The sequence below is a fragment of the Enterococcus saccharolyticus subsp. saccharolyticus genome (genome assembly GCF_029023825.1).
GTDB lineage: Bacteria > Bacillota > Bacilli > Lactobacillales > Enterococcaceae > Enterococcus_F > Enterococcus_F saccharolyticus.
Genome location: NZ_CP118957.1, coordinates 2,550,783 through 2,571,970 on the forward strand (window position 1 = coordinate 2,550,783; position 21,188 = coordinate 2,571,970).

At 36.4% G+C, this 21,188-nt stretch carries 17 protein-coding genes; 4 read left to right on the forward strand and 13 right to left on the reverse strand.

The window, feature by feature from the left end; all coding sequences use genetic code 11:
• Positions 1-113: 113 nt before the first annotated feature.
• Positions 114-1,262, forward strand: a complete 1,149-nt coding sequence (locus PYW32_RS12900) for a cobalamin-independent methionine synthase II family protein (RefSeq protein ID WP_016173864.1) — start codon at positions 114-116, stop codon at positions 1,260-1,262.
• Positions 1,263-1,307: 45 nt separating this feature from the next.
• On the opposite strand, the gene PYW32_RS12905 is transcribed toward PYW32_RS12900, so the two are convergent.
• From PYW32_RS12905 to PYW32_RS12925, 5 genes are read right to left on the reverse strand one after another with little or no spacing between them, the layout of a single operon-like run.
• Entirely contained in the window at positions 1,308-2,102 is a 795-nt protein-coding gene (locus PYW32_RS12905) for a hypothetical protein (protein ID WP_016173863.1), read from the reverse strand.
• A gap of 1 nt (position 2,103) precedes the next feature.
• The gene (locus tag PYW32_RS12910; RefSeq protein WP_338070868.1) at positions 2,104-3,132 is read right to left on the reverse strand and encodes an MBL fold metallo-hydrolase; all 1,029 of its coding nucleotides are present in this window, start codon (positions 3,130-3,132) and stop codon (positions 2,104-2,106) included.
• A gap of 12 nt (positions 3,133-3,144) precedes the next feature.
• Positions 3,145-4,779, reverse strand: coding sequence for an ABC transporter permease (locus PYW32_RS12915; protein WP_016173861.1), 1,635 nt, complete (start codon positions 4,777-4,779; stop codon positions 3,145-3,147).
• A gap of 14 nt (positions 4,780-4,793) precedes the next feature.
• Positions 4,794-5,840: an ABC transporter substrate-binding protein gene (locus tag PYW32_RS12920; RefSeq protein ID WP_016173860.1), complete on the reverse strand. Its 1,047-nt coding sequence runs from the start codon at positions 5,838-5,840 to the stop codon at positions 4,794-4,796.
• A 5-nt stretch (positions 5,841-5,845) separates the two neighbouring features.
• On the reverse strand, positions 5,846-6,796 hold the full coding sequence (locus PYW32_RS12925; RefSeq protein WP_016173859.1) for an ABC transporter ATP-binding protein: 951 nt from the start codon (positions 6,794-6,796) through the stop codon (positions 5,846-5,848).
• Positions 6,797-6,935: 139 nt separating this feature from the next.
• On the opposite strand from PYW32_RS12925, the gene PYW32_RS12930 reads away from it, so the two are divergent.
• Positions 6,936-7,862 (forward strand): LysR family transcriptional regulator, encoded by a 927-nt coding sequence (locus tag PYW32_RS12930; RefSeq protein WP_016173858.1) that lies wholly within the window; start codon positions 6,936-6,938, stop codon positions 7,860-7,862.
• A 54-nt stretch (positions 7,863-7,916) separates the two neighbouring features.
• Here PYW32_RS12930 and PYW32_RS12935 read toward each other — a convergent pair whose 3' ends face one another.
• The 4 genes from PYW32_RS12935 to PYW32_RS12950 form a co-directional block, all read right to left on the reverse strand.
• Positions 7,917-8,465 (reverse strand): hypothetical protein, encoded by a 549-nt coding sequence (locus PYW32_RS12935; protein ID WP_016173857.1) that lies wholly within the window; start codon positions 8,463-8,465, stop codon positions 7,917-7,919.
• Positions 8,466-8,535: 70 nt separating this feature from the next.
• Positions 8,536-9,411, reverse strand: coding sequence for a hypothetical protein (locus PYW32_RS12940; protein ID WP_016173856.1), 876 nt, complete (start codon positions 9,409-9,411; stop codon positions 8,536-8,538).
• Between the two features lie 64 nt (positions 9,412-9,475).
• Positions 9,476-10,366, reverse strand: coding sequence for an EamA family transporter RarD (gene rarD / locus PYW32_RS12945; RefSeq protein ID WP_016173855.1), 891 nt, complete (start codon positions 10,364-10,366; stop codon positions 9,476-9,478).
• A 145-nt stretch (positions 10,367-10,511) separates the two neighbouring features.
• Complete coding sequence (locus tag PYW32_RS12950; RefSeq protein WP_035009974.1) at positions 10,512-11,468, reverse strand: tRNA dihydrouridine synthase; 957 nt, start codon at positions 11,466-11,468, stop codon at positions 10,512-10,514.
• Between the two features lie 267 nt (positions 11,469-11,735).
• On the opposite strand from PYW32_RS12950, the gene PYW32_RS12955 reads away from it, so the two are divergent.
• The gene (locus PYW32_RS12955) at positions 11,736-12,785 is read left to right on the forward strand and encodes a serine hydrolase domain-containing protein (RefSeq protein ID WP_016173853.1); all 1,050 of its coding nucleotides are present in this window, start codon (positions 11,736-11,738) and stop codon (positions 12,783-12,785) included.
• A gap of 53 nt (positions 12,786-12,838) precedes the next feature.
• Here the strand turns inward: PYW32_RS12955 and PYW32_RS12960 are convergent, their stop codons facing one another.
• Entirely contained in the window at positions 12,839-15,901 is a 3,063-nt protein-coding gene (locus PYW32_RS12960; RefSeq protein WP_016173852.1) for a type I restriction endonuclease subunit R, read from the reverse strand.
• Between the two features lie 119 nt (positions 15,902-16,020).
• Between PYW32_RS12960 and PYW32_RS13335 the strand changes: the two genes are divergently transcribed.
• Positions 16,021-17,202 (forward strand): restriction endonuclease subunit S, encoded by a 1,182-nt coding sequence (locus PYW32_RS13335; RefSeq protein ID WP_245558561.1) that lies wholly within the window; start codon positions 16,021-16,023, stop codon positions 17,200-17,202.
• A 45-nt stretch (positions 17,203-17,247) separates the two neighbouring features.
• On the opposite strand, the gene PYW32_RS12975 is transcribed toward PYW32_RS13335, so the two are convergent.
• The 3 genes from PYW32_RS12975 to PYW32_RS12985 all read right to left on the reverse strand — a co-directional run bounded on the left by PYW32_RS12975 (position 17,248) and on the right by PYW32_RS12985 (position 21,052).
• Positions 17,248-18,177, reverse strand: a complete 930-nt coding sequence (locus PYW32_RS12975) for a site-specific integrase (RefSeq protein WP_016173850.1) — start codon at positions 18,175-18,177, stop codon at positions 17,248-17,250.
• A gap of 84 nt (positions 18,178-18,261) precedes the next feature.
• Positions 18,262-19,467: a restriction endonuclease subunit S gene (locus PYW32_RS12980; protein WP_016173849.1), complete on the reverse strand. Its 1,206-nt coding sequence runs from the start codon at positions 19,465-19,467 to the stop codon at positions 18,262-18,264.
• Positions 19,460-21,052, reverse strand: a complete 1,593-nt coding sequence (locus PYW32_RS12985; RefSeq protein ID WP_016173848.1) for a type I restriction-modification system subunit M — start codon at positions 21,050-21,052, stop codon at positions 19,460-19,462. Before PYW32_RS12985 ends, PYW32_RS12980 begins: the two co-directional genes overlap by 8 nt.
• Between the last annotated feature and the right edge of the window lie 136 nt (positions 21,053-21,188).

A 21,188-nucleotide genomic window follows, 5' to 3' on the forward strand; every position in this document is an offset into this window, starting at 1 on the left:
TCTAAAAGGTTATAAATAAAATCTATAATCATCTACAAATAAAATGTATTATCTATCTTATTTGCTTCTTGCTACAATGAATACATCACTTATTTTAATTGGAGGCATCACATATGACAGATAAATTTCAATTAGTCGGTTCTCTTTTACGACCAACAGACTTATTAGATTACAAAACAAAAATTGAACACCGGGACGATATTCAATACCCTTTTTACGATGCGTTTCCTGGCTACCAAGAAGTCGAAACAGCAGCGATTCAGCAAATTATTGCTGAACAAAAAGCTCATGACTTAACCGTGGTGACTGATGGCGAATACGGACGCTCAATGTGGCATCTAGACTTCTTATGGGGGTTAGCAGGTGTTGAACGTTATATTTCTGATCATGGTTATGCGTTTGAAGACCTAGATGGTAGCCATTTTGAAACTCGTAAAGACATCGGAATTCGTATCACTGCTCCTTTATCCGGTAAAAACCATCATTATTTAAATTTATACAAAGACACACAAGCACAAGCTGGTGAACGTGAGGTTAAAATTACCGTTTGGGGTGCTGCCCATGCTTTTACCGAATTAACTGTTTTCAATAATCTTGTTGGTGAAGGCCAAGTTTATGCGACCAAAGAAGAACTACGAACTGGTCTAATCAATGCCTACAAAGAATTCCTCACAGAATACCAAGAAGCTGGTGGAACAATCGTCCAATTTGATGATTGCTTATGGGAATTATTTGCAGAAGACAATGATAAAAGCTTCTTTGCAGAAGGCAATGGTGGCTTAGAAGATTTAGCAGATGAATTTGTAGCAATTAACAATGAAGTAGCAGATTTTGCTCATGAATTAGGGCTAAAAGTTTGGACACACAATTGCCGAGGGAATTACCAAAGTCGTCACGCAGCTAGTGGGACTTATAAAGCGATTGCTGAAAAGTTCTTACGTGACCAACATTATGACCGTTTCTTCTTGGAATGGGATGATGAACGTGCTGGCGATATTTCTGCCCTAGAAGTTTTAAAAGACCGTCCCGAAGTTGAAGTTGTTTTAGGTTTATTATCAAGTAAAACAGCGACTTTAGATGACGAAAAACGCGTCATTACCTTATTGGATAAAGCCAGCGAAATTTTACCTAAGGAGCGATTGTTCTTATCTCATCAGTGTGGCTTTGCTTCATGTGATTGCGGCAATGAATTATCCATTGCGCAACAATGGGCAAAAATTGACCAAGGTCAAAAAATTGCTACTGCTTATTGGGGTGAATAAAAAGAAGTGGACTTCTAACAATCAGAAGTCCACTTCTTTTTTTACTTATTCAAACAAAACAAAATTGGTTTTACCACGTTGATCCTCACTTAAATAATGACTCTCTTGTAACTGTTTTCCCCAGTTTTCTTTCACTTGCGTGGCATTTTCGACACTTGTTTTCGTTGACAATTCTACCATGGTATTCCCGTGGTATTCCCAATACTCAATTTCTGCATCAATTCCTTGATACACGCCCGTATAGGTTTGAACATTGGCAGGATCAGTCATTTGACTTGCTTGTAAAGTCGTTTTAAACCAATTTTTTGGGTCCCAGTTTTCAATTTTCTTTGGTACATTTTCTTGGACTGCTTTGATGGCAGCTTTTTCATCAACAATATTATACGAAATATTTTTCGTAGTTTTTATTTTTTCTTTACGGCTCACTGATAAAGGGTCTTGTCCATTTTTACTATCAATTTCAAATTTGTAATTGCTTTCTGAACCTGTAAACCCATGACTTTCTAGCTCCTCGATTGCTTCTGCTAACGATAGCTGTTGCAGTCTCTTTTTGTACGTAACATCATATGTGTCTTTTCCTTCATATACACGCAATCGTTGAATGGAATCATTGGCAAAAAATGTCCGCTCTGCGGTATCGAAGAAATAGACTTTTACTCGCTCCTCTTCTTTCGCCGAAAAAGTAGCTTTAATTTGTTGTTTGGAAAATACTGTTGGGTCTAAATTGTATTTAATTTCCACTGCTGGTTCGATGGATGCACCAGATACAACGGGCGTTATCCCTAGTGTGGCAATACCTAAAATGATGGTTGTACCTAACATTGCTTTTAATTTTTTCATCTTAAACATCCTTCCAATTTCCGGTTTGATTTAATGCGATAATTTCTGCTAATGTTGTGTCTGCTGTACATGCTTCATTATGAAAATAAATGGTTTTTGTTGCGCCTAGATAGGTACTAACATAATAAATATCACTAGTATCCAAATGGTTTTTAAACGGGATACGATTCAAACTATCTTCCATTTTCGTCGCCAAAAACTGTTCTTTGGTTAGAAAATAAACGCCATTTTCCCGCTTGGTCGCCCGTTGCAAACGGTCACTTGCTAACAAATTTTGGAGATCCATTTGCGTTTGTTTTAAAAGATTGTCTCGGTGTTTCCAATGAAAATGTAACCATTGCTCAATCGCCTCATCGACAAATAAGTTGGTTTTAGTTGTTTGAAATAAATACAATAAAATTTCCACACATTTGGAGGTAAATTTACTCTCAATCTTAAAGGAAAGCGTGGATTCCTCTGCAATCAGTTGACGAATCTCTTCCTTACTCCCCAAATTATTGATGAGTTGTCCGGCATTGCCACTATCAATAAATGCCACATCATAGACCAATCGTGGGGGCGCATCAACAGGATACAACGGAGACGTTAAAGAAACATCGCCCGAAAAGAAAACTTGTTTTTCCTGAAAGAGGACACTATACCAAACGCTTCCAAGGACATGCCCCGAATTTCCCCATATAAACTTTAAATTGGGCGTAACTTGTTGCCATACCGCTTGTTGGGTCGTTTGAAAAGAAACGAACTGCAAAGTATCCGTAAAAGGTAACCAGTCCTTCGTCGTTTCTGATAAGAGGACTGGACCTTGATAGCCCAATTCTGCTAAGAAAGAGAGCGCACCAACATGATCTTTGTGTAAATGTGAAATAAACACTGCCTGTAACTTTTCGACGTGGCGTTTTTCTAAATTGGGTAAACGTTGAGTTTCATCATTCATCACACCACAATCAAATAAAATGGCTTGTTGATTAACTTCAACATAAAAACAATTCCTACCATATTCTGCACAACCGCCTAATATCTCGATATTGATGGTTTTTTCCTCCTATTTTTTGCTTTTTTCAATCACAATAACAAAAAAGCAAGTAATCATAATCGTTAGCACAGCCATTGCCATCCCTGCATTGACGTTTCCTTGTTCAAACTGACGGTAAATAAACGTTGCGCTCGTTTCAACAGACGGCGGTAAAATCAATAACGAACCCACTAATTCACGCATAGAAATAATAAACGTCATCATCATTCCGGTTAACACACCCCGTTTTAACAAAGGGAAATAAACCTGCATAAAAGCACTGCGCTTGGTGCGACTAAACACATCCGTTGCTTCAAAAATAGTTTCACTTAATTGCATCATATTGTTCTTGACATATTGAATTGCATACGGTAAAAACAAAGCACAATACGTCAAAACAGCCATCGCTTTGGTATTATAAAAAGTAGCTGGTAACCAAGCCGCATTCCAAAAAAGCATTAACCCCACCACTAACACAATCCCGGGAACAATGTTAGGAATCAAGCCTAAAAAATCGACGACCTTTTGTGAATAACGTGTCCCTTTATAGATATAGACACCTGCAAAAAAGCCGATAGTTGCTGTAATGAGCCCAGTTAATGCAGCAAATAGAAAACTATTGACAAAGGCCGACAAGCCGCCATTTTGATTGACAAATAGCTGAATATAGGCATCAAAACTTAAATTATCAAATGCTAAACCATCGCCGCGAACTTTCATAAATGATGTCATTAAAATAGAGAAATAAGGAATACCTATCGCCAAGAAAAAGAGAATAACCACAAACCCAACAGCGAGTCCTTGTATCCATTTATTCGTCACCACTGTTGCTTCTTTGGTTGCACCTGAAATGGTTCCATAAACAAATCGTTGAATGACTTTCACTTGAATCAACCATAGAACAAAACACAAAACGAACAAAATCACTGAAAGAAACGTAGCTTTGGGAATATTCACAGGCCAAGAAGCAAGGTTTGTATGAATTTCTGTGGTAAACACTTTATAACCAATCCGCGTACCAAAAGTGACGGGGGTGCCAAATTCTGCCAACGTTTTGACAAAAATAAACAATGCACCTAATAGAAAGCTAGGAACCAATAATGGTAACGAAATCTTTAACCAGTTCCGCACACTATTTTTCCCATAAATTTTAGCAGCATCCTGAAAAGAACCTTCCAATGTCAACATACTGTTTTTTAACATCAAATAAAACGTTGGAAATAAGTGTAAACTCATAATCATTACCATCCCAAATAACGAGAAGAACGGTGCGGAAAGCCCCGATAATTTAGGAAATAACTGCATTAAAAAGCCATTTTTTTGCATGAACAAAATCCATCCCATCGCGCCAATATAGGGCGGTGTCATAAAGGGCAATGTAAATAAAATATCTAACCATTCATATTTTCGTAGCGTTGTTTTGGTGGTAATTAATGCCAAAGGAAATGAAATCAACAAAGTACCTAAAACAACCCATCCCCCTAACTTTAAAGATTGAATGAGCAAACGATAGGTTTGCTCATTCGTTACAACAGGAATCATCTCACTTAAGGAAAAACGTCCTTCGGGGAAAAAAGCGTATTGAAATAAAGCTACAATTGGTAAAACCGTGAAAAAGCCTAGCGCTACAGACACAGCTAAAAAATATTTTTTATTCGTAATCATCTAACACCCTACTTTTATTTTTGAGAAATACTCGCAAATTTTTGCAATACGTCCATTTGTTTTTCTTCAGAATCCTTCCATTCAACATCAATTTGTTTGATTTCATCTAATGCTGCGCGATCTTTGACAGCAATGTTGCTATTTCCTGGCAATAAATACGCATCGGCTACTAATTCTTGTCCCTCATCTGATAACAAGAAATCAACAAAGGCTTGTGACGCTGCAAGTTCTTTTGCAGACTTCGTAATCCCTACTGCACGAGGACTCACAACGGTACCACTTTCAGGATAAACAATATCCACCGGTTCGCCATCTGCCTTAGCTTTATACGCCATATAATCTACACCTGAAATAGTGGCATTTTTTTCACCAGTAATCACAGCATCTAACGCACTCTTATTCGCTCCCATAATTTGCATCCCATTATCAAACCAAGAAGTAATCGTCTCCCAACCTTGATCTGTCGTTGTATAACCATATAAGAAATCTAAAGCTGAACCTGACAATGTTGGATCAGGCATGTTAAACCTCTCTTGCCAAGACGCATCCGCTAAATCCGACCAATCTTTAGGAATATCTGTGACATTTTTGGTGTTATAAGTGATGCCTAAAGCAGACGCACTATAGCCAAAATAAAAATCATCGGCATCTGTCCACTCAACCGTTAAATGTTCTTTACCAAGTGCATCTGGATATGCTTGTAGTTCGCCTGCTTGTTTTAAACTATCCATTGAGCTTAACGAAGCTAAAACGACTACATCTGCAATTGGTTTGCCTTTTTCAGCTTCTAATTTCGCTAAAATTTTGCCAGTCGTTCCTTGGAATAGATTGACTTTTACACCTGTTTTTTCTTCAAACGCGACTTTCATTTTTTCCGATAATCCATCTGGACCAGCAGAATAGACCGTAATTTCTTTTCCTTCAATCGTTGCTTCTTCGGCACTCATTGTTTCACTTGCTTTAGTTGTGCTGTCTACACTCTTTTCAGTCGCATTGCTATTGCCACAACCAGCTAAAGCAACCATTCCTACTAATAATACGCCTAATTTCGTCATTTTCATTTTTATTATCCTCCGATTTTAATTAAATGTTTTTCTTCAAAATACACATCACAAAAAGTATCTGTAGCATACGATTCTTCTGAATAAAATAACCATGGGTAGCCGTCTACAACACCATGAATAATGTAATGTTGCCCAGTAAATTGACTGCGTAAAACCCGCATTGTACGTTTTAAGGTATTTTCTCTAGATACGCGTTGGATAAATTCTGGACGAACGAGCACATCTGCTTCGATATGATTGATTTTGCCAATAAAATGCGCCACATAATGATTGGCTGGTGTTTCATAAATTTGCTTCGGTGAACCAGTTTGGCTCACTTGGCCTTTTTCCATCACAATAATTTCGTCTGACATCGACATCGCTTCGTGCTGATCATGCGTGACGAAAACGGCTTGGCTTTCTGTTTGATTGATTAATTGCACAATATCAATTTGCATTTTTTCACGTAAAACAGCATCAAGTGCTGATAAAGCTTCATCAAATAAGATTACTTTCGGTCTAGGCGCCAAGGCACGTGCTAATGAAACACGTTGCTGTTGCCCACCTGATAGTTCGCTTGGTTTTCTTTTAGCAAAATCTTCTAAATTTACCATACGTAACGCGGTCATCACTTGGTCGTGCTTTTCTTGTTTGCTTCCAGATAAACTATAGGCTACATTTTCAAAAACAGTCATATGTGGCCATAAAGCAAAATCTTGAAATACCATGGCTAAATCACGTTGATTGGGACGAACATTTATTTTTTCTATCTTTGAAAAAACTGTTTGTTGGTTAAAAATGATTTCTCCTTCATCTGGTTCCACCAGTCCGGATAATAATTTTAATAACGTTGTCTTACCACAACCCGATTCACCTAAAATCGTCGTGAATTTTTGCGTCAAATTTAGAGTAATATTCGTTAAAACAACTTTATTGTCGTAATTTTTTTGAATTCCTTTTAATTGAATCGTCATGTGTTACTCATTCCCCCTCGTAATCATCATACTGGTTGAATTTTGATTTAACGTTAACGAATTGTTAACATTAAATCAAAATAACTACGATAAACTAGAAGAAACAATCAATTATTCGAATTTTTGAAAGGAAGTTTCTATGAATTACTTTAAATTACAAGTTTTCTGCAAGTTATGTGAACGCAAAAAAGGCGCAATTGTCGCTAAAGAACTCGACATTACCCCTTCTACAGTTTCTTTTCATATTCAATCTTTGGAAAATGAATTAGGTCTTCAACTATTTTATCGAAAATCTGGGCATTTCATCTTAACCAAACAAGGAGAAGTTGTGCATCGCTATGCCCAACGCATTATCCATTTGCAAGAAGAATTGATGTATTTTGCCCAAACAAGCCAACAAGGAACTCGTGGCATGTTCCGTTTGGGTGTGAGTGGTTTAGCGAATCAGATTTTTTTACCTGAAATTATTCATCAATTTTCGACAGCATACCCACAAATCCGTTTATCCGTTGTATCCGATACTTCACCTGAAATCGAAAAACTAATTGCCAGCTTTCAATTAGATTATGGTATTTTGATTGGTTCTCCTAAAAAACATCCGGATTTAATTTACGAAAAATTAGGAACCGATCAATTAAAATTAGTGTTTGGTACTCAGCATGTCTTCGCCCAAAAAGCCACGATTTCCAAGGCAGACATTTTAAATCAAACTATTTTATTCCACGAAAAACAAAGTTCGAGTAAATCAGTTCTCGAACAGTGGTTGGATTATCCGATTAAAGAATTAAACGGCATTGAATTAGATTCCATTACCTCTATGAAAAAAGTATTGGAATATGGACAGACAATTGCCTTTATTTCAGAATTATTAGTGCAAGATGAACTCGCTAATAACAAATTAGCTACACGAAATCTGCCAGAAATCGGCTTAACACGCACTATTTATTTGGTGAAAAACAAAGCCTTCTTTGATGATGCCATCAATTTGAACTTTAAAACGTTACTTGGTGAACTCATGGCGAACCCTCGGTTAACCCAAGGTGCAAACACATCTTTAAAACCTTGATATAAAAGCAAAAAAACACTCCCTAGGTAATTCCCTACCTAGGGAGTGTCTTGGTTATACCTCGTAAACATTACTCATACTACCTTCCACATCTACCACATAATTTTTAATGTTTTCACGTTCATGATAGACACTTACTTGACCATTTAGATACGGACGTGGATCATAACGCAAAGTCCGACTTTTAAAAAGGTAGGTATCGCCCTTTTGATCCGTATAAGAACAATTTAAGAGCATTTGATATTGATGATTAACCTGAATGGCTGAATAACCAATCTCTAAATTCTGACAAACAATCATTTGCCCCTTTTGTTTTAGTTCTTCCATTCGTTTCTTTTTACGTCTTTGTAACATAAAAATAACCGCACCAATTAGGACTAAAATAGTAGCTGGTGTCCCAAAAGCAAAAAGAAAAATGTGACGAAACATTCGTAGATTTTCAACCGTGTAAGGCTGTCGCACACCATTAACCGTAAAATTAAAATTCTCTGGACCAAAGGAAACAACTTGCATAATAAACGCTGGAATGAAAAACGCCAGCCCCATTCCGATTAACAAATACCCGACCCAACTATAATTAACATAGATACTTTTCTTTTTCATCACACCCGCTCCTTTATGAATTTGTTCATGCTATGATTATTGTACCTTAGATTGCTGCATAGTGCTGAAATTATCCTTTTTGCAATATCATCATTAATTGTCGCAACAAATCCTCTTCTTGTCCTTGATAAAATGTTGCTAAATCAATCATTGCCATTTCACCATATCTTGCTTGATAGAGCGCAACTTTATGAAAGTCCATCGTGTTGTCCCCACGAACCACTTGATTGAGACGATTTAAAAAATAATACCCCACAATTTGAGCGGTATCTTGCCACGAATAGTTATACTTTTTAGAGGTTTTGAAATCAACCAATAGTCCGTCGATGATGATATCTCCATCTGCACCATTGACTAGTTCTGAACCTAGTCCAAACGAAGGATTGTACTTCACATCAGTCGTTGTCTCTACATGAGATAAAAACGCGCTTTCTGCCACAGTTTGCAAGTCGCGCAATTCTTTTAACAAACGTGCATGCGGAGGTTTGACGACTTCTTCCACATCCTCCGAGAAACGACCAGAACGATACATTGCTTCCAATTTTGCTAATAAAAAACAATCTTCATAAATGGGCAAATACTCACGTTGATAGGCGTCGATATTTTTTAATGCCTGTCTTACACGCGCTTCAATCCGACGTGCTGACGGAACATGCGCACACCAACACGTATAACCGAATACTGCAACCAACTGTTCACTCTTAAAGAAAATACCTGTTTTCTTAGCAGTCTCTAATCGTAAAAAATAATCAAAGGCTGTGCCCACTAAGCTTGCTTCAGCAGCACTATGCAATCCATAAGGGACCAATAACTCATAGTCTTTGGAAAAAGCTTTTTTCCACTTAACCGTATAAAAATCGCCAGCTCGTGGACTAAGTGCGCGTAACAAAGCTTGTAATTGCTGATCCACAGGTCTTTTGGAATGTAAACGTGCAGTCAATGACATTTTTTTCACTCCTTTACTTTTATTATACAAAGAAAGCATCTCCTAAGCGAAGATGCTTTCTCTCTTATTGAATTAATTTTTTCGTTTTCATTGCCGAACGCGTCGTTCCATAAGTGAACACAACTATTCCTAACCAGATGAAACCAAACGCTGTAAATTGCGCCAAAGAATACGTCTCATGAAACAAGAAAACAGCAAATAACAACATCATCGTTGGATTAACATACTGAATAAAACCTAGCGTAATATACGATGTACGCTTCGCTGCTTCGGCGAACAGTAACAATGGAATCGCTGTTACAACACCCGCACCCATTAATAAAATGTTGGTGTGTAATGGATAGTGCATAAAACCAGCTGGTGAAGCCAATAAAATATACAGTAATGAAAAGGGAAGCATCACAAATGTTTCCACCGTTAATCCCGTCATCGAACTAATAGGAATCCGTTTTTTAATTAGACCATAAATACTGAACGAAAATGCCAAAATCAGCGAAGAATACGGAATATTTCCGGTTTGAATTGAAAGCAAAACAACACCGATAACGACGAATCCACAAGCAATTTGACCACTACGACTCAAGCGTTCTTTCAACACAAGTGTCGCTAACAATACATTGACTAGCGGATTAATATAATAACCTAAACTTACTTCCATCACATGCCCTGCACTGACAGTGAAAATAAAGGTAAACCAATTAATTGAAATTAACAATGCCGCTACAGCCATCAATGCCAGATAGTTCTTGTGTTCCCATAAACGCTTTAATTCTTTGGTAAATTGTGGCCAATTTCCACTTAGAACTAAAAAGATGATCATAAACACAAAGGACCAAATAATACGATAGCACATGGTTTCAAGTGGCGAGACTCCGGTGATTAATTTCCAATACAACGTGATTAATCCCCATAGAATATAGGCACTCAGTCCATAAATAATTCCTTTATTTTTCATTTTGCTTTCTTACTTTTCAAAAATCTGAAAAGCAACTCCTCCTTATTAAATTACATCTATTATAACGGAAAACTTATTTTTTCATAGTATTTCCTGAAAAAAAGTGAAAACCACTTCTCATTACTGAAAAGTGGTTCTGCCTAAATTATACTTGAAATTCATCTAAAATCGCACGAACTTCCGCAGTCGATTTAGTATTCATCAAACGCACGCGTAAATCACTTGCACCTGGGAAACCTTTGACATAAATTTTAAAGAAACGATGCAAACCAATAATTGAACGAGGAACCATTTCTGCGTATTGGTCTTGTAAATCCAGTTGCAAACGCAATAGCCCTAATAATTCTTGCGAAGAATGGTCTTTGGGTTCTTTTTCAAACGCATATGGATTTTTGAAAATACCGCGACCAATCATAATACCATCTACCCCATATTGCTCGGCTAATTCCAAACCTTTTTGACGGTCAGGAATATCGCCATTAATTGTAATTGTTGTTTGTGGTGCGATACGATCGCGTAGGGCGACAATTTGAGGAATCATCTCCCAATGTGCATCCACTTTACTCATTTCTTTACGTGTCCGCAAATGAACAGACAAATTCGCAATATCTTGTTGCAATAAATGAGTCATCCATCCTTCTAATTCATCGGTTTCTGTAAAACCAATTCGTGTTTTCACACTCACTGGTAGACCGCCCGCCTTCGCCGCTTCGATTAATTCTGCTGCGACTTCTGGTCGACGAATCAGGCCACTTCCCTTGCCACGGTCTGCGACATTTGGTACCGGACAGCCCATATTAATATCTATACCTTTAAAGCCCATTTCTGCCATGCCAATACTCATTTGACGGAAAAACTCAGGTTTATCTCCCCAAATATGAGCGACCATCGGCTGTTCATCCTCAGTAAAAACTAAACGTCCACGTACACTTTGAATACCATCTGGATGACAATAACTATCTGAATTCGTAAATTCCGTAAAAAAGACATCTGGTGCACCGGCTTCTTTTACCACATGTCGAAAAACCACATCTGTCACATCTTCCATTGGTGCCAAAACAAAAAATGGTTTGGGTAATTCTGCCCAAAAATTATTACTCATTATATATACTTCCTTCCATCTCCCCATTTGTGGGTTCTCCTGACTGAAAACATGGTTATTATACTAGGAATGGAAACGAGATGCAAAGGCGAGGATTATCTAGTTTGTTTTATAATATCTATTTATAAAATATCCCCAAAATAAAGTAAACGTTTACTTTTTTCGAAAATATGTCATACTAGCTTTATAAATAACAAAGGTTGGTGAATCCCAATGACAAATTAATTTTGTTGACCCGTTGCTTTCGTTCAATGAATGGAGAATATTATGCAACAAAATAAACAACGACAAAAACTTTTTAAACAACTAGATGATATCTATCAAAAAACCAATTATAACGGTGCGTATGGTATCGTGACGGATCAAGAAATTTTACATGTGCATGCGATGGGGTACAGTGATTTTGACAGAAAAAACCCTTTTACTACGACCACCAAAACCTGTATCGGTTCGCTTACCAAACAATTTACAGCAACCGCCCTATTGATGTTAGCAGCTGAACATAAAATTGATCTAACTGCTACACTCGCTGAATTTTATCCAACTTATGTTCATGTAAAGGATATTACCTTATTACAAATGATTCATATGTCTTCAGGAATCCCTAATTACACAGATATCATATACGATGAAAGCTTAAAAAAAGCGCGTGCCCAAGGTCTCTCTGAAGCCGAAGCACATTATCTTGCAACCAAAGAACTTGATGATAATTCTAGCACTTGGGCAGAAATCATCGACTTACTCAATGGTCAACCACTCGCTTTTCAACCAGGCGAAAAATTTTCGTATAGCAATACGAATTATGGCTTGTTGGGCGAAATAATTTCTCGGATAAGCGGTAAATCTTTTGGAGACTATTTCCAAGAAACTATTTTTACTCCTTTGCAGATGAACCATACTTCTACCACATCACTTGATAGCCAGGCTGTCAGTTACCGCTGGGTCGATGGCAAACGAAGACGTTTTGAAACAGGGTGCTTAGATTCCGCAGATGGGGGCATGGTCTCGACCGTTGCAGACATGCTGAAATGGATGCAAGCTATATTAAACCAACAACTCTTATCCCCAACCGATTGGGATCGTACCTTCACCCTTTGGCACAATCCCTATGGTTTCGGCTGGATGGCTCTCGATGATTGGTATTACCACGGTGGCGAATACCTCGGATTTTATGCCGAAATCTTTCTTCATCGCGAAACAAAAGTCGGAAAAATCATGCTGTATAACTTAGAAGCTGAAAGTGACTTCGATCAACTATCCATGGACGAATGCTCTGCTTGGAGAAGTGAATTGGTGCGGGTGTTGCAAACACATTAACAAAATAAAGCAGGAACCAAATGAACAAACATTTGGCTCCTGCTTTATTTTGATTAATTGTCTCTTAAAGGTAAGATTTCTTCTTGAACCATTTCTACAAAGTCTGTACGTACACTTTTCCAATATTTAAGTTTAGGTACAGGATTCGCCACTGATTGCTTGTATTTTTCATAGTTCGCCGAGCGCTTCATCTCATTTTCTCCGCTCTGCTTCATTTTTTTAGGATTATAATTTAATGCAACATATGAAGCAACATCTTCTTCAACAGCCCATTTTTGAGAGAAAGTATGAATTGCTTTGTATTCTGTTTCTTGTCGCATATTTTCTAAGATAAGTGACACATTTTGATTCCGATAATTTTCTGGATTTAATTGAATGTCATCCCATAAGTGTTGAACTAATTTTGCCAATTTATCATTATTTTTAGCTAAATCATCGATATAACGATTGACTTCAGCCGAAGCTTTAGCATCTTCACGACCCAATAATTCATATTCGTCATCCCCGCTCGGTACAAAAGCTTGAATTAACATCAAAATATATTCGTAATTAATATTTTCCGTTTTAATCGATTCCAACTCATACGCAATATCAATCTCAATCACTTCATCACCAGTAGTAATGGTAAGTTCTTTGATTTTTTCTAAAGCATTGTGGTATTTTCCAGCAAATTCTTCTATCTCAGAAAATTCAATTGGAAAATCTGTTCCCATCTGTTCAGCGTCATAATCTGTATAAACTTGAACCGCAGTGAAAGTTTTATCTAGACCTTGATAGGTTTTCACAAATTTTTTTAATTCCGCAAGACTCATGCGTTCAATATCAATTTGCTGAGGTGAAGTCACCGTATGACGTAACTCTCGAATAGCTTCGAGAAAAGCTTCTTTGGCTTCATCCCAATTTGGCGCTAACACCTCATTTTCTCCGCCATTTGAATACAGAACCAACGCTTGTTTTACTTTTTCTTCAAATGTTTTTGGTGTCTGAAAAGTGACAATTTGTCCATACTTTTTATACTTGTCAAATAAACGATTTGTTCTAGAAAAAGCTTGAATTAGATCATGTGGTTGCATCGGTGCACGGTCAATAAATAGTGTTGACAAGCAAGGTGCATCAAATCCGGTCAATAAACGGTCAACCACAATAACTAAATCCAACTGTTCGGAGCGAGCAAAGTATTTTTCTTTTTTACGTGCCAATCGATCATTCACATTTCGATTGTATGCACGCATCGTATCTATTTTAAAACTGGTACCAAATTCTTCATTGTATAAATGTAGTGCTTCTTTCATTTTATCTTGATTATTAATAGATGCTTCTTCATTTTCAGAAATTGAATAAGTAATCGCTACTTTAGGAAAATCTGGCAAAATTCGCTTTGTTTCCTCATCAATCACAAGAGACGTCTCACCTGCTTTAACTTTTTGAATTAAATCATAATAGCGTTGCGCTTGTGCAATAGAGGATGTCGTTAAAAGAGCATTATATGTCTGTCCAACGCCTTTCGTAAACCCAAGTTTTTTACGCGATTTATTAAAAATCGAATTGAGTACTTCTAACATATGCTGCTCATCTTCATATACTTTTTTCGGCAATCGTGCTTCTTTATCTTCTAATCTAAGCAAGTCTACATCTAGCTCTCCTGTTGCATCCGCAGCCAAAATTGCTTTATCTAACTGTTCTTCCGAAAAAGTAGATTTATATTCCACTTGAAAACCTAAAACAGCATTATCATGAATAGCTTCTTTCACCGTATATTCGTGCAATCGTTCCCCGTATTGTTGTGCTGTTGTCCGCGGCAAATCCCCAACAGCTTTTTTAGCATTCTCGACAAATATCGGCGTACCAGTAAATCCATACCATAACGATTGAACAAAAAATTCTTCAATTTCACGCTTTTTTTGGGCGCTAACGGCACGATGACATTCATCAACGACAAACGCAACTTTTAATTGCGTCATCTGTTCATAACGTTTCGATCCGACTTGGTTAGCGAAACGTCGCATCACATAATTCAATTTTTGAATAGTTGTGACAATCACTGTACGATCATCCGACAATAGTTTCTTAATCAAATCGTTGACATTCTCTGTTTCGTCAATCTCGATTACATCATTTTCAGCATACGAAGTAAATGAGGTCGTTGTTTGTTGGTCTAAATCCACTCTATCAACAATAAAAATAGTTTTTTTAATCGATGGGATTTGCAATAAATTACGTGCGACTTTATACGAAGTCAGCGTTTTTCCAGAACCTGTTGTATGCCAAACATAACCTGATTTATGTTGTCCAGAAGCCCTTTTCACTGCTTCAATGGCATGAATCTGATACGGTCGTAATAAAATTAAAGCTTTCTTCTCGTTATCAATCACTGTATATTGGGTCACCATTTTATGTGCCATCGGAATAGATAATACATCTTGTGTAAATTCTAAATAATCTGTGACTGGTTGATTCTCATAATCAACCCACTTAGTCAAAAACTGTTCATTTAATTTAGTATCTTGTGCCGATGCAATATATCTTGTATCCGTGCCATTAGTTACCACAAACATTTGAAGTGTCGAATAAATCCCCGTGAATTTACCTTCCTTCAAATATTTTTTAATTTGACGAAAAGCATCCATATATGGATGGGCACGATTTTTTAATTCGATGTGAATCATCGGTAAACCATTAATCAATAAGGTCACATCAAAACGACGATTCATATCTTCTAATGAACGTTTATTCGATTTGAATTGATTAATTACTTCATACGAAGATATCCCGCCAGCAATATCTTGACGATTAATCACACGTAGTCGAATTGTTCCCAATTTAGCATCTTCTCGTTGAACTTCAACTTTCGCTACACCATTTTCGCCAGCTAACCAAATTGCGGCTTTATAGAAACTAGAAAAGTTCAACTGATTTTGGATTTGGCGAAATTCCTGTTCAGTCAATGGTACACCTTGTAATACGTCTTTATTATTCACTTCTAGCTTTTGGCGAAAGTTCGCCCATAACTCTTCTTCTGTATGTAAATCATCTCGATATGTCCATTGCGAATCCCCACTGATTAATCGTTCAATCAAATTGTTTTCCAACACTTGCTCCCCTGTAAAACGCACCATTTAAACACCCCGTTTTTTATAAGTATTAATCAAATTATAGCATAGAAAGAGGCGGAGAGAACTGATAAATTGGGAATACTTAGGCTTGGGAACAGCGTAAGTTAGGGGATGTCGCCGATATTGTAGGTGGTGGAACTCCTAGCACCGCAAATCCTGAATATTGGGATGGCAACATTGATTGGTATGCACCTGCTGAAATTGGCGAGCAAATTTACGTCAGCAAGAGTCAAAGGACAATCACTGAACTTGGTCAACAAAAGAGTTCTGCGAAGATATTACCAGTAGGAACTGTTCTTTTTACTTCTCGTGCTGGCATAGGAAATACCGCTATTCTAGCTAAAGAAGCTACTACTAATCAAGGTTTTCAATCAATCGTTCCTCATAAAGATGAATTAGACAGTTATTTTATTTTTTCACGAACTAACGAATTGAAACGCTACGGTGAAGTGACTGGTGCTGGTTCAACATTCGTGGAAGTATCTGGAAAGCAGATGGCGAAGATGCCTCTCTTGATACCAAGTATTGCTGAACAACGTCAGATTGGTTCATTCTTCAAACAACTCGACAACACCATCACCCTTCATCAGCGTAAGATCGAAGCCTTAAAGCAGATGAAGAAAGGCTTTTTACAACAACTTTTTCCAGAAAAAGGGGAAAATATCCCCAAAGTACGATTTACTGATTTCAAAGAAGAATGGGAACAGCGTAAGTTTGAAGATAGTTTTAATTTCCCAGTATCTACTAATTCTTTATCAAGAGCAATGCTTAATTATGATAGAGGTGAAGTTAAAAGCGTTCATTATGGAGATGTACTAATAAAATATCCAGCTATCCTCAATGTAAAAACTGCCCAAATACCATTTATTAATAATGGTACTAGAGAAAATTTCAAATCAAACCTACTAAAAAATGGAGATCTTATTTTTGCGGATGCAGCTGAAGATGAATCAGTAGGAAAGGCTGTAGAAGTCAATGCTCTCACTGACGAATATCTTGTATCGGGTCTACATACAATAGTTGCAAGACCTAAGGGAAAAATGGCAGAATTCTTTTTAGGATACTATATCAATTCTGAAATATATCACAGACAACTATTAAGATTAATGCAAGGAACTAAAGTCTCTGCGATAAGTAAAAAAAACCTACTAGAAACGGAAGTCTTGTTTCCAACTAGAATTGAGGAACAAAAGAAAATCGGGAATTTTTTTAAACAACTCGATGACACCATCACTCTTCATCAAACCAAACTCGATCAATTAAAAAAACTAAAAACCGCTTTTTTACAAAATATGTTTATATAAAAAAATTCCACCTAGTTTATTCTAAGTCTAGGTGGAATTTTTTTATTACATTAACAGTGATAAATGTCGGATAATTTTATCATTGTCTTGATTTTCTAATTCTTGAATAATGTGTAGATAAGTTTCTTGGGTTGTTGTCATGCTAGAATGCCCTAATCTATTGGCTACACTGGCAATTGAAACACCGGCAAACAACAATAAAGAAGCATGTGTATGTCGTAAACTATGAATAGTGATAATAGGGACATTTGCGCGATTGCATAATACTTTCAAACGATTGTTAATGGTGGAGTTAAACACTCTATTTTTTATAAAAATTGGTTTTTCAGATTCTCTCATTTTAATTAATTGTGAAAATTGCATAGCTAACTGCCAATCGATTTGTACCTTTCTTTTTGAAGATTCATTTTTAGTTGGTTGAAAGCCACCATTTGATTTTTTATAATTCCAAGTCTTATTAATAGTTATCTTTTGTTGGGAAAAATCAAAATCATTTGGTGTTAATGCTAGTGCTTCTGAAAAGCGGAGTCCTGTTTTTGTAATCAATAGAATAAACCAATCCCAATTAATCTCTTCCGTTAATTCAAGTTCTTTCAATAGTGCTTGTACTTCAAATTGATTGAGAAATTTTGCTTTTTTAGGTCGTGGTGCTTTACCTTTGATAACGATTTTTCTTGTAGGATTTTGAGTAAGTGTGCCATCATCAACTGCATCCAAAATAGCGCCTTTCAAATGATGATGAAAATCCATAGTAGTTTGTTTTTCATGTGTAGATGCATAATCGTTCAGTAATTGCTGATAATTCGTACGGGTAAGCTCTTTTAATTTTAAGTGGGGGACAAGTTCTTGTAATCTTTGCTCTGCAATATGATATTTTTGCAAAGTAATTGAACGAACTGCGCCCTCTTTATAAAGACTTACCCACTCTTTAAAGTACTCGTGAAACAGTTGTTCTTTTCTTTTTTTTGCTACCATAATAAAAAACCTCCTAGATAATAAGTCGATGAATAAACCATCTCACATATTATCTAGGGGGATTATTTTTGTGTAAATATTGGGTTAAATAAACATTTTTTGTAAAAAAGCGGTTTTTAGTTTGTTTAATTGGTCAAGTTTTCTTTGATGAAGGGTGATGGTATCGTCTAATTGCTTGAAAAACTCTCCTATCCATTCCTGCTCGTTATCTGAAGGGACAAATATTTTGCATTTAAAGAAATCATCCAAAACTAACTCATTCATCATAGTTCCTAGTTTTGTAGACTTTACGAGTACATGCTTCATAATCGGCTCATAAATAATGTACTGTTTCCAAAAGAAAATGTTCATAGATATAATTGGTCTGAGAGTCGTAAATCGAGGTGACATAATCCCATCTCCAATGTCATTAAGAACAAACCTACCAAATGAGAATACTTTGCTAGTATGCCCTTCATAAGCAATATCTCCAATACGAAGAACTTTATATCCGTTCAATGAATTTTCTGCTGCACCATTTCCCTCAGGCTTGAATCGCATAGTCGCTATAGAGATTGTTTTCTCTGACCCAAATTGACCTTTGTTTCTTTCTGTATTTCTTTGATATAATTTCCCCAACTTACGCTGTTCCCATTCTTCTTTAAAATCAGCAAATCGAAGTTTTGGGATACTTTCTCCTTGTTCTGGGAAAAGCTGTTGCAAAAAGCCTTTCTTCATCTGTTTTAAGGCTTCGATTTTACGCTGATGAAGGGTGATAGTATCGTCGAGTTGCTTGAAAAAAGCACCGATTTTTTTTTGTTCTTCAATAATTTTTGGGTAAAATAGCTTTAAATCTCCAAACTCAGAAAAACTTATAGATTTTCCATCTCTAATTCCAAACGTGACTGTTTTTAATGATTCTATAAAAGTAAATGTTTTAAACTTAGTCTTCCAAAATAAACTATCTTGACTATTCATATTTTTAGGAACAAATATAGTATATGCAGGACTAGTAATACCAAGTTTGTCAGAGAGTTCAAATCCGCCCTGAAAAGATCGTAAGCTAATTATAAAATCACCTTGGTGAATCACCTTATAATTCTTAAGAGTTGCCTTATCATACTTAATGTCAATTCCTACTTGCTCTCGATATATCACTCCATGATCTTGTGTAACAGACAGGACTGGTAGTTCAGGTTGATTTTTGTCGGCTTTAGGAATAAATAATTCTTTTGCCTTACGCTGTTCCCAATCGTCATCAAATCCAGAAAATCGTATTTCTGGAACTTTTTTCTGGATGTTCTTACTCACGAGAGAACACCGCCTTAGTAGCGTCAATCAGCTCTTTCGAAGTATCCGTAATAGCTAATTCATCCAACATAGATAAAAATTCTGATTCTGCTTTAGCAATTTCTTTATTCAAAGAAACTATTTCTTGACTTAAAGTAACCATATCAATCGGTTCTTCTTCTTCAAAAGTATCAACGTAGCGTGGAATATTTAAATTAAAATCATTCTCGACAATTTCTTCAAATGTTGCGACATGTGCATATTTTTCTACATCTTCACGTTTCGTATATGTTTCTAGGATTTTCTCAATGTGTTCAGATTCCAATAAATTTTGATTTTTAGATTTTGTAAAGTCATTTGACGCATCAATAAATAAGACATCTTTCTTTTCACGATCTTTCTTCAAAATAATAACCGTTGTAGGAATACTTGTATTAAAGAAAATATTTGCAGGAAGCCCAATCACTGTATCAATCGCGCCGTTTTCAAGTAAAATTTTACGAATTTTTCCTTCTGCTGCACCTCGGAACAAGACACCATGCGGTAATACAATAGCCATCACACCAGTATCTTTCAAATGATAATAACCGTGTAATAAGAAAGCAAAGTCAGCTTTCGATTTTGGTGCTAAAACACCGTAAGAGGCAAAGCGTGGATCATCTAAAAATCCTTTTTCAGCTGTCCATTTTGCACTATATGGTGGATTCATTAATACACCGTCAAAGTTCGTTGGTTCTTCTGTAGGCCAATCTGCATCAAGGGTATCACCATTGTGTAGATGCTGATTCGCAATGTCTACACCGTGTAGAATCATATTCATTCGCGCTAAGTTATACGTAGATGTATTTAATTCTTGCCCAAAATAGTTAATCGTTCCTGGTTCATTAGAATATTTTTTCGCATTCAGTAATAAAGAACCTGATCCCATAGTTGGATCATACACACTGAATCCTTTTTGATTTTCCTTACCAGCTAGAACAATTTGCGTCATCAACGTAGATACTGGTTGAGGAGTGTAGAATTCACCCGCTTTTTTGCCTGAGTCAGAAGCAAACTGTCCAATCAAATACTCATACGCATCGCCCAACGCATCCCCTTCATGTGCAATATCTAGAGAAGCTAATTCTTTCATCACTGCTGAAATGGTTTGGTTCTGCTTCTGTGGGGTTGCGCCTAATTTTTTTGAATATAAATCAACATCTTCAAACAAATTTTCAAATAATTCACTGCTTTGTTCGATATTTCTAAATCCTTGTGCTAAATCTTCTAATTCAAAGCGACCTTTGTAGACTTTTTGAACCATTGCCGTAAAAGTTAATTGTGGTTCTAAAGCATAAGAAAAGTCATATTTCAATTCATCAATCAAATCATCTTTAATCTCAAGATCTTCAAAAGCAACTTCATAAACTTTTTGAGCAGCGTTAAGGTCAGTTACCTCTTCTTCTAAAAGATTTGCTGCATGATAAAGAAGTCTATCTGATAAATACTTATAAAAAACTAAACCTAATAAATAATTTTTGTACTCATTCGCATCCATTTTTGAACGCAATATATCTGCACTATTCCATAATGCTTGATAAAGTGTTTTTGATGTTTGTTCTACCAACTTACACTCTCCCCCATCGTAAGTTTTACTCTAATATTAGCAATGATTGGAGTGGTTTACCAGCCTTACTTTGTCATTCCTACAACATTTCAACAAAAAAACAACTTCAATAAGTTCAGACTATCGCTAACTTATT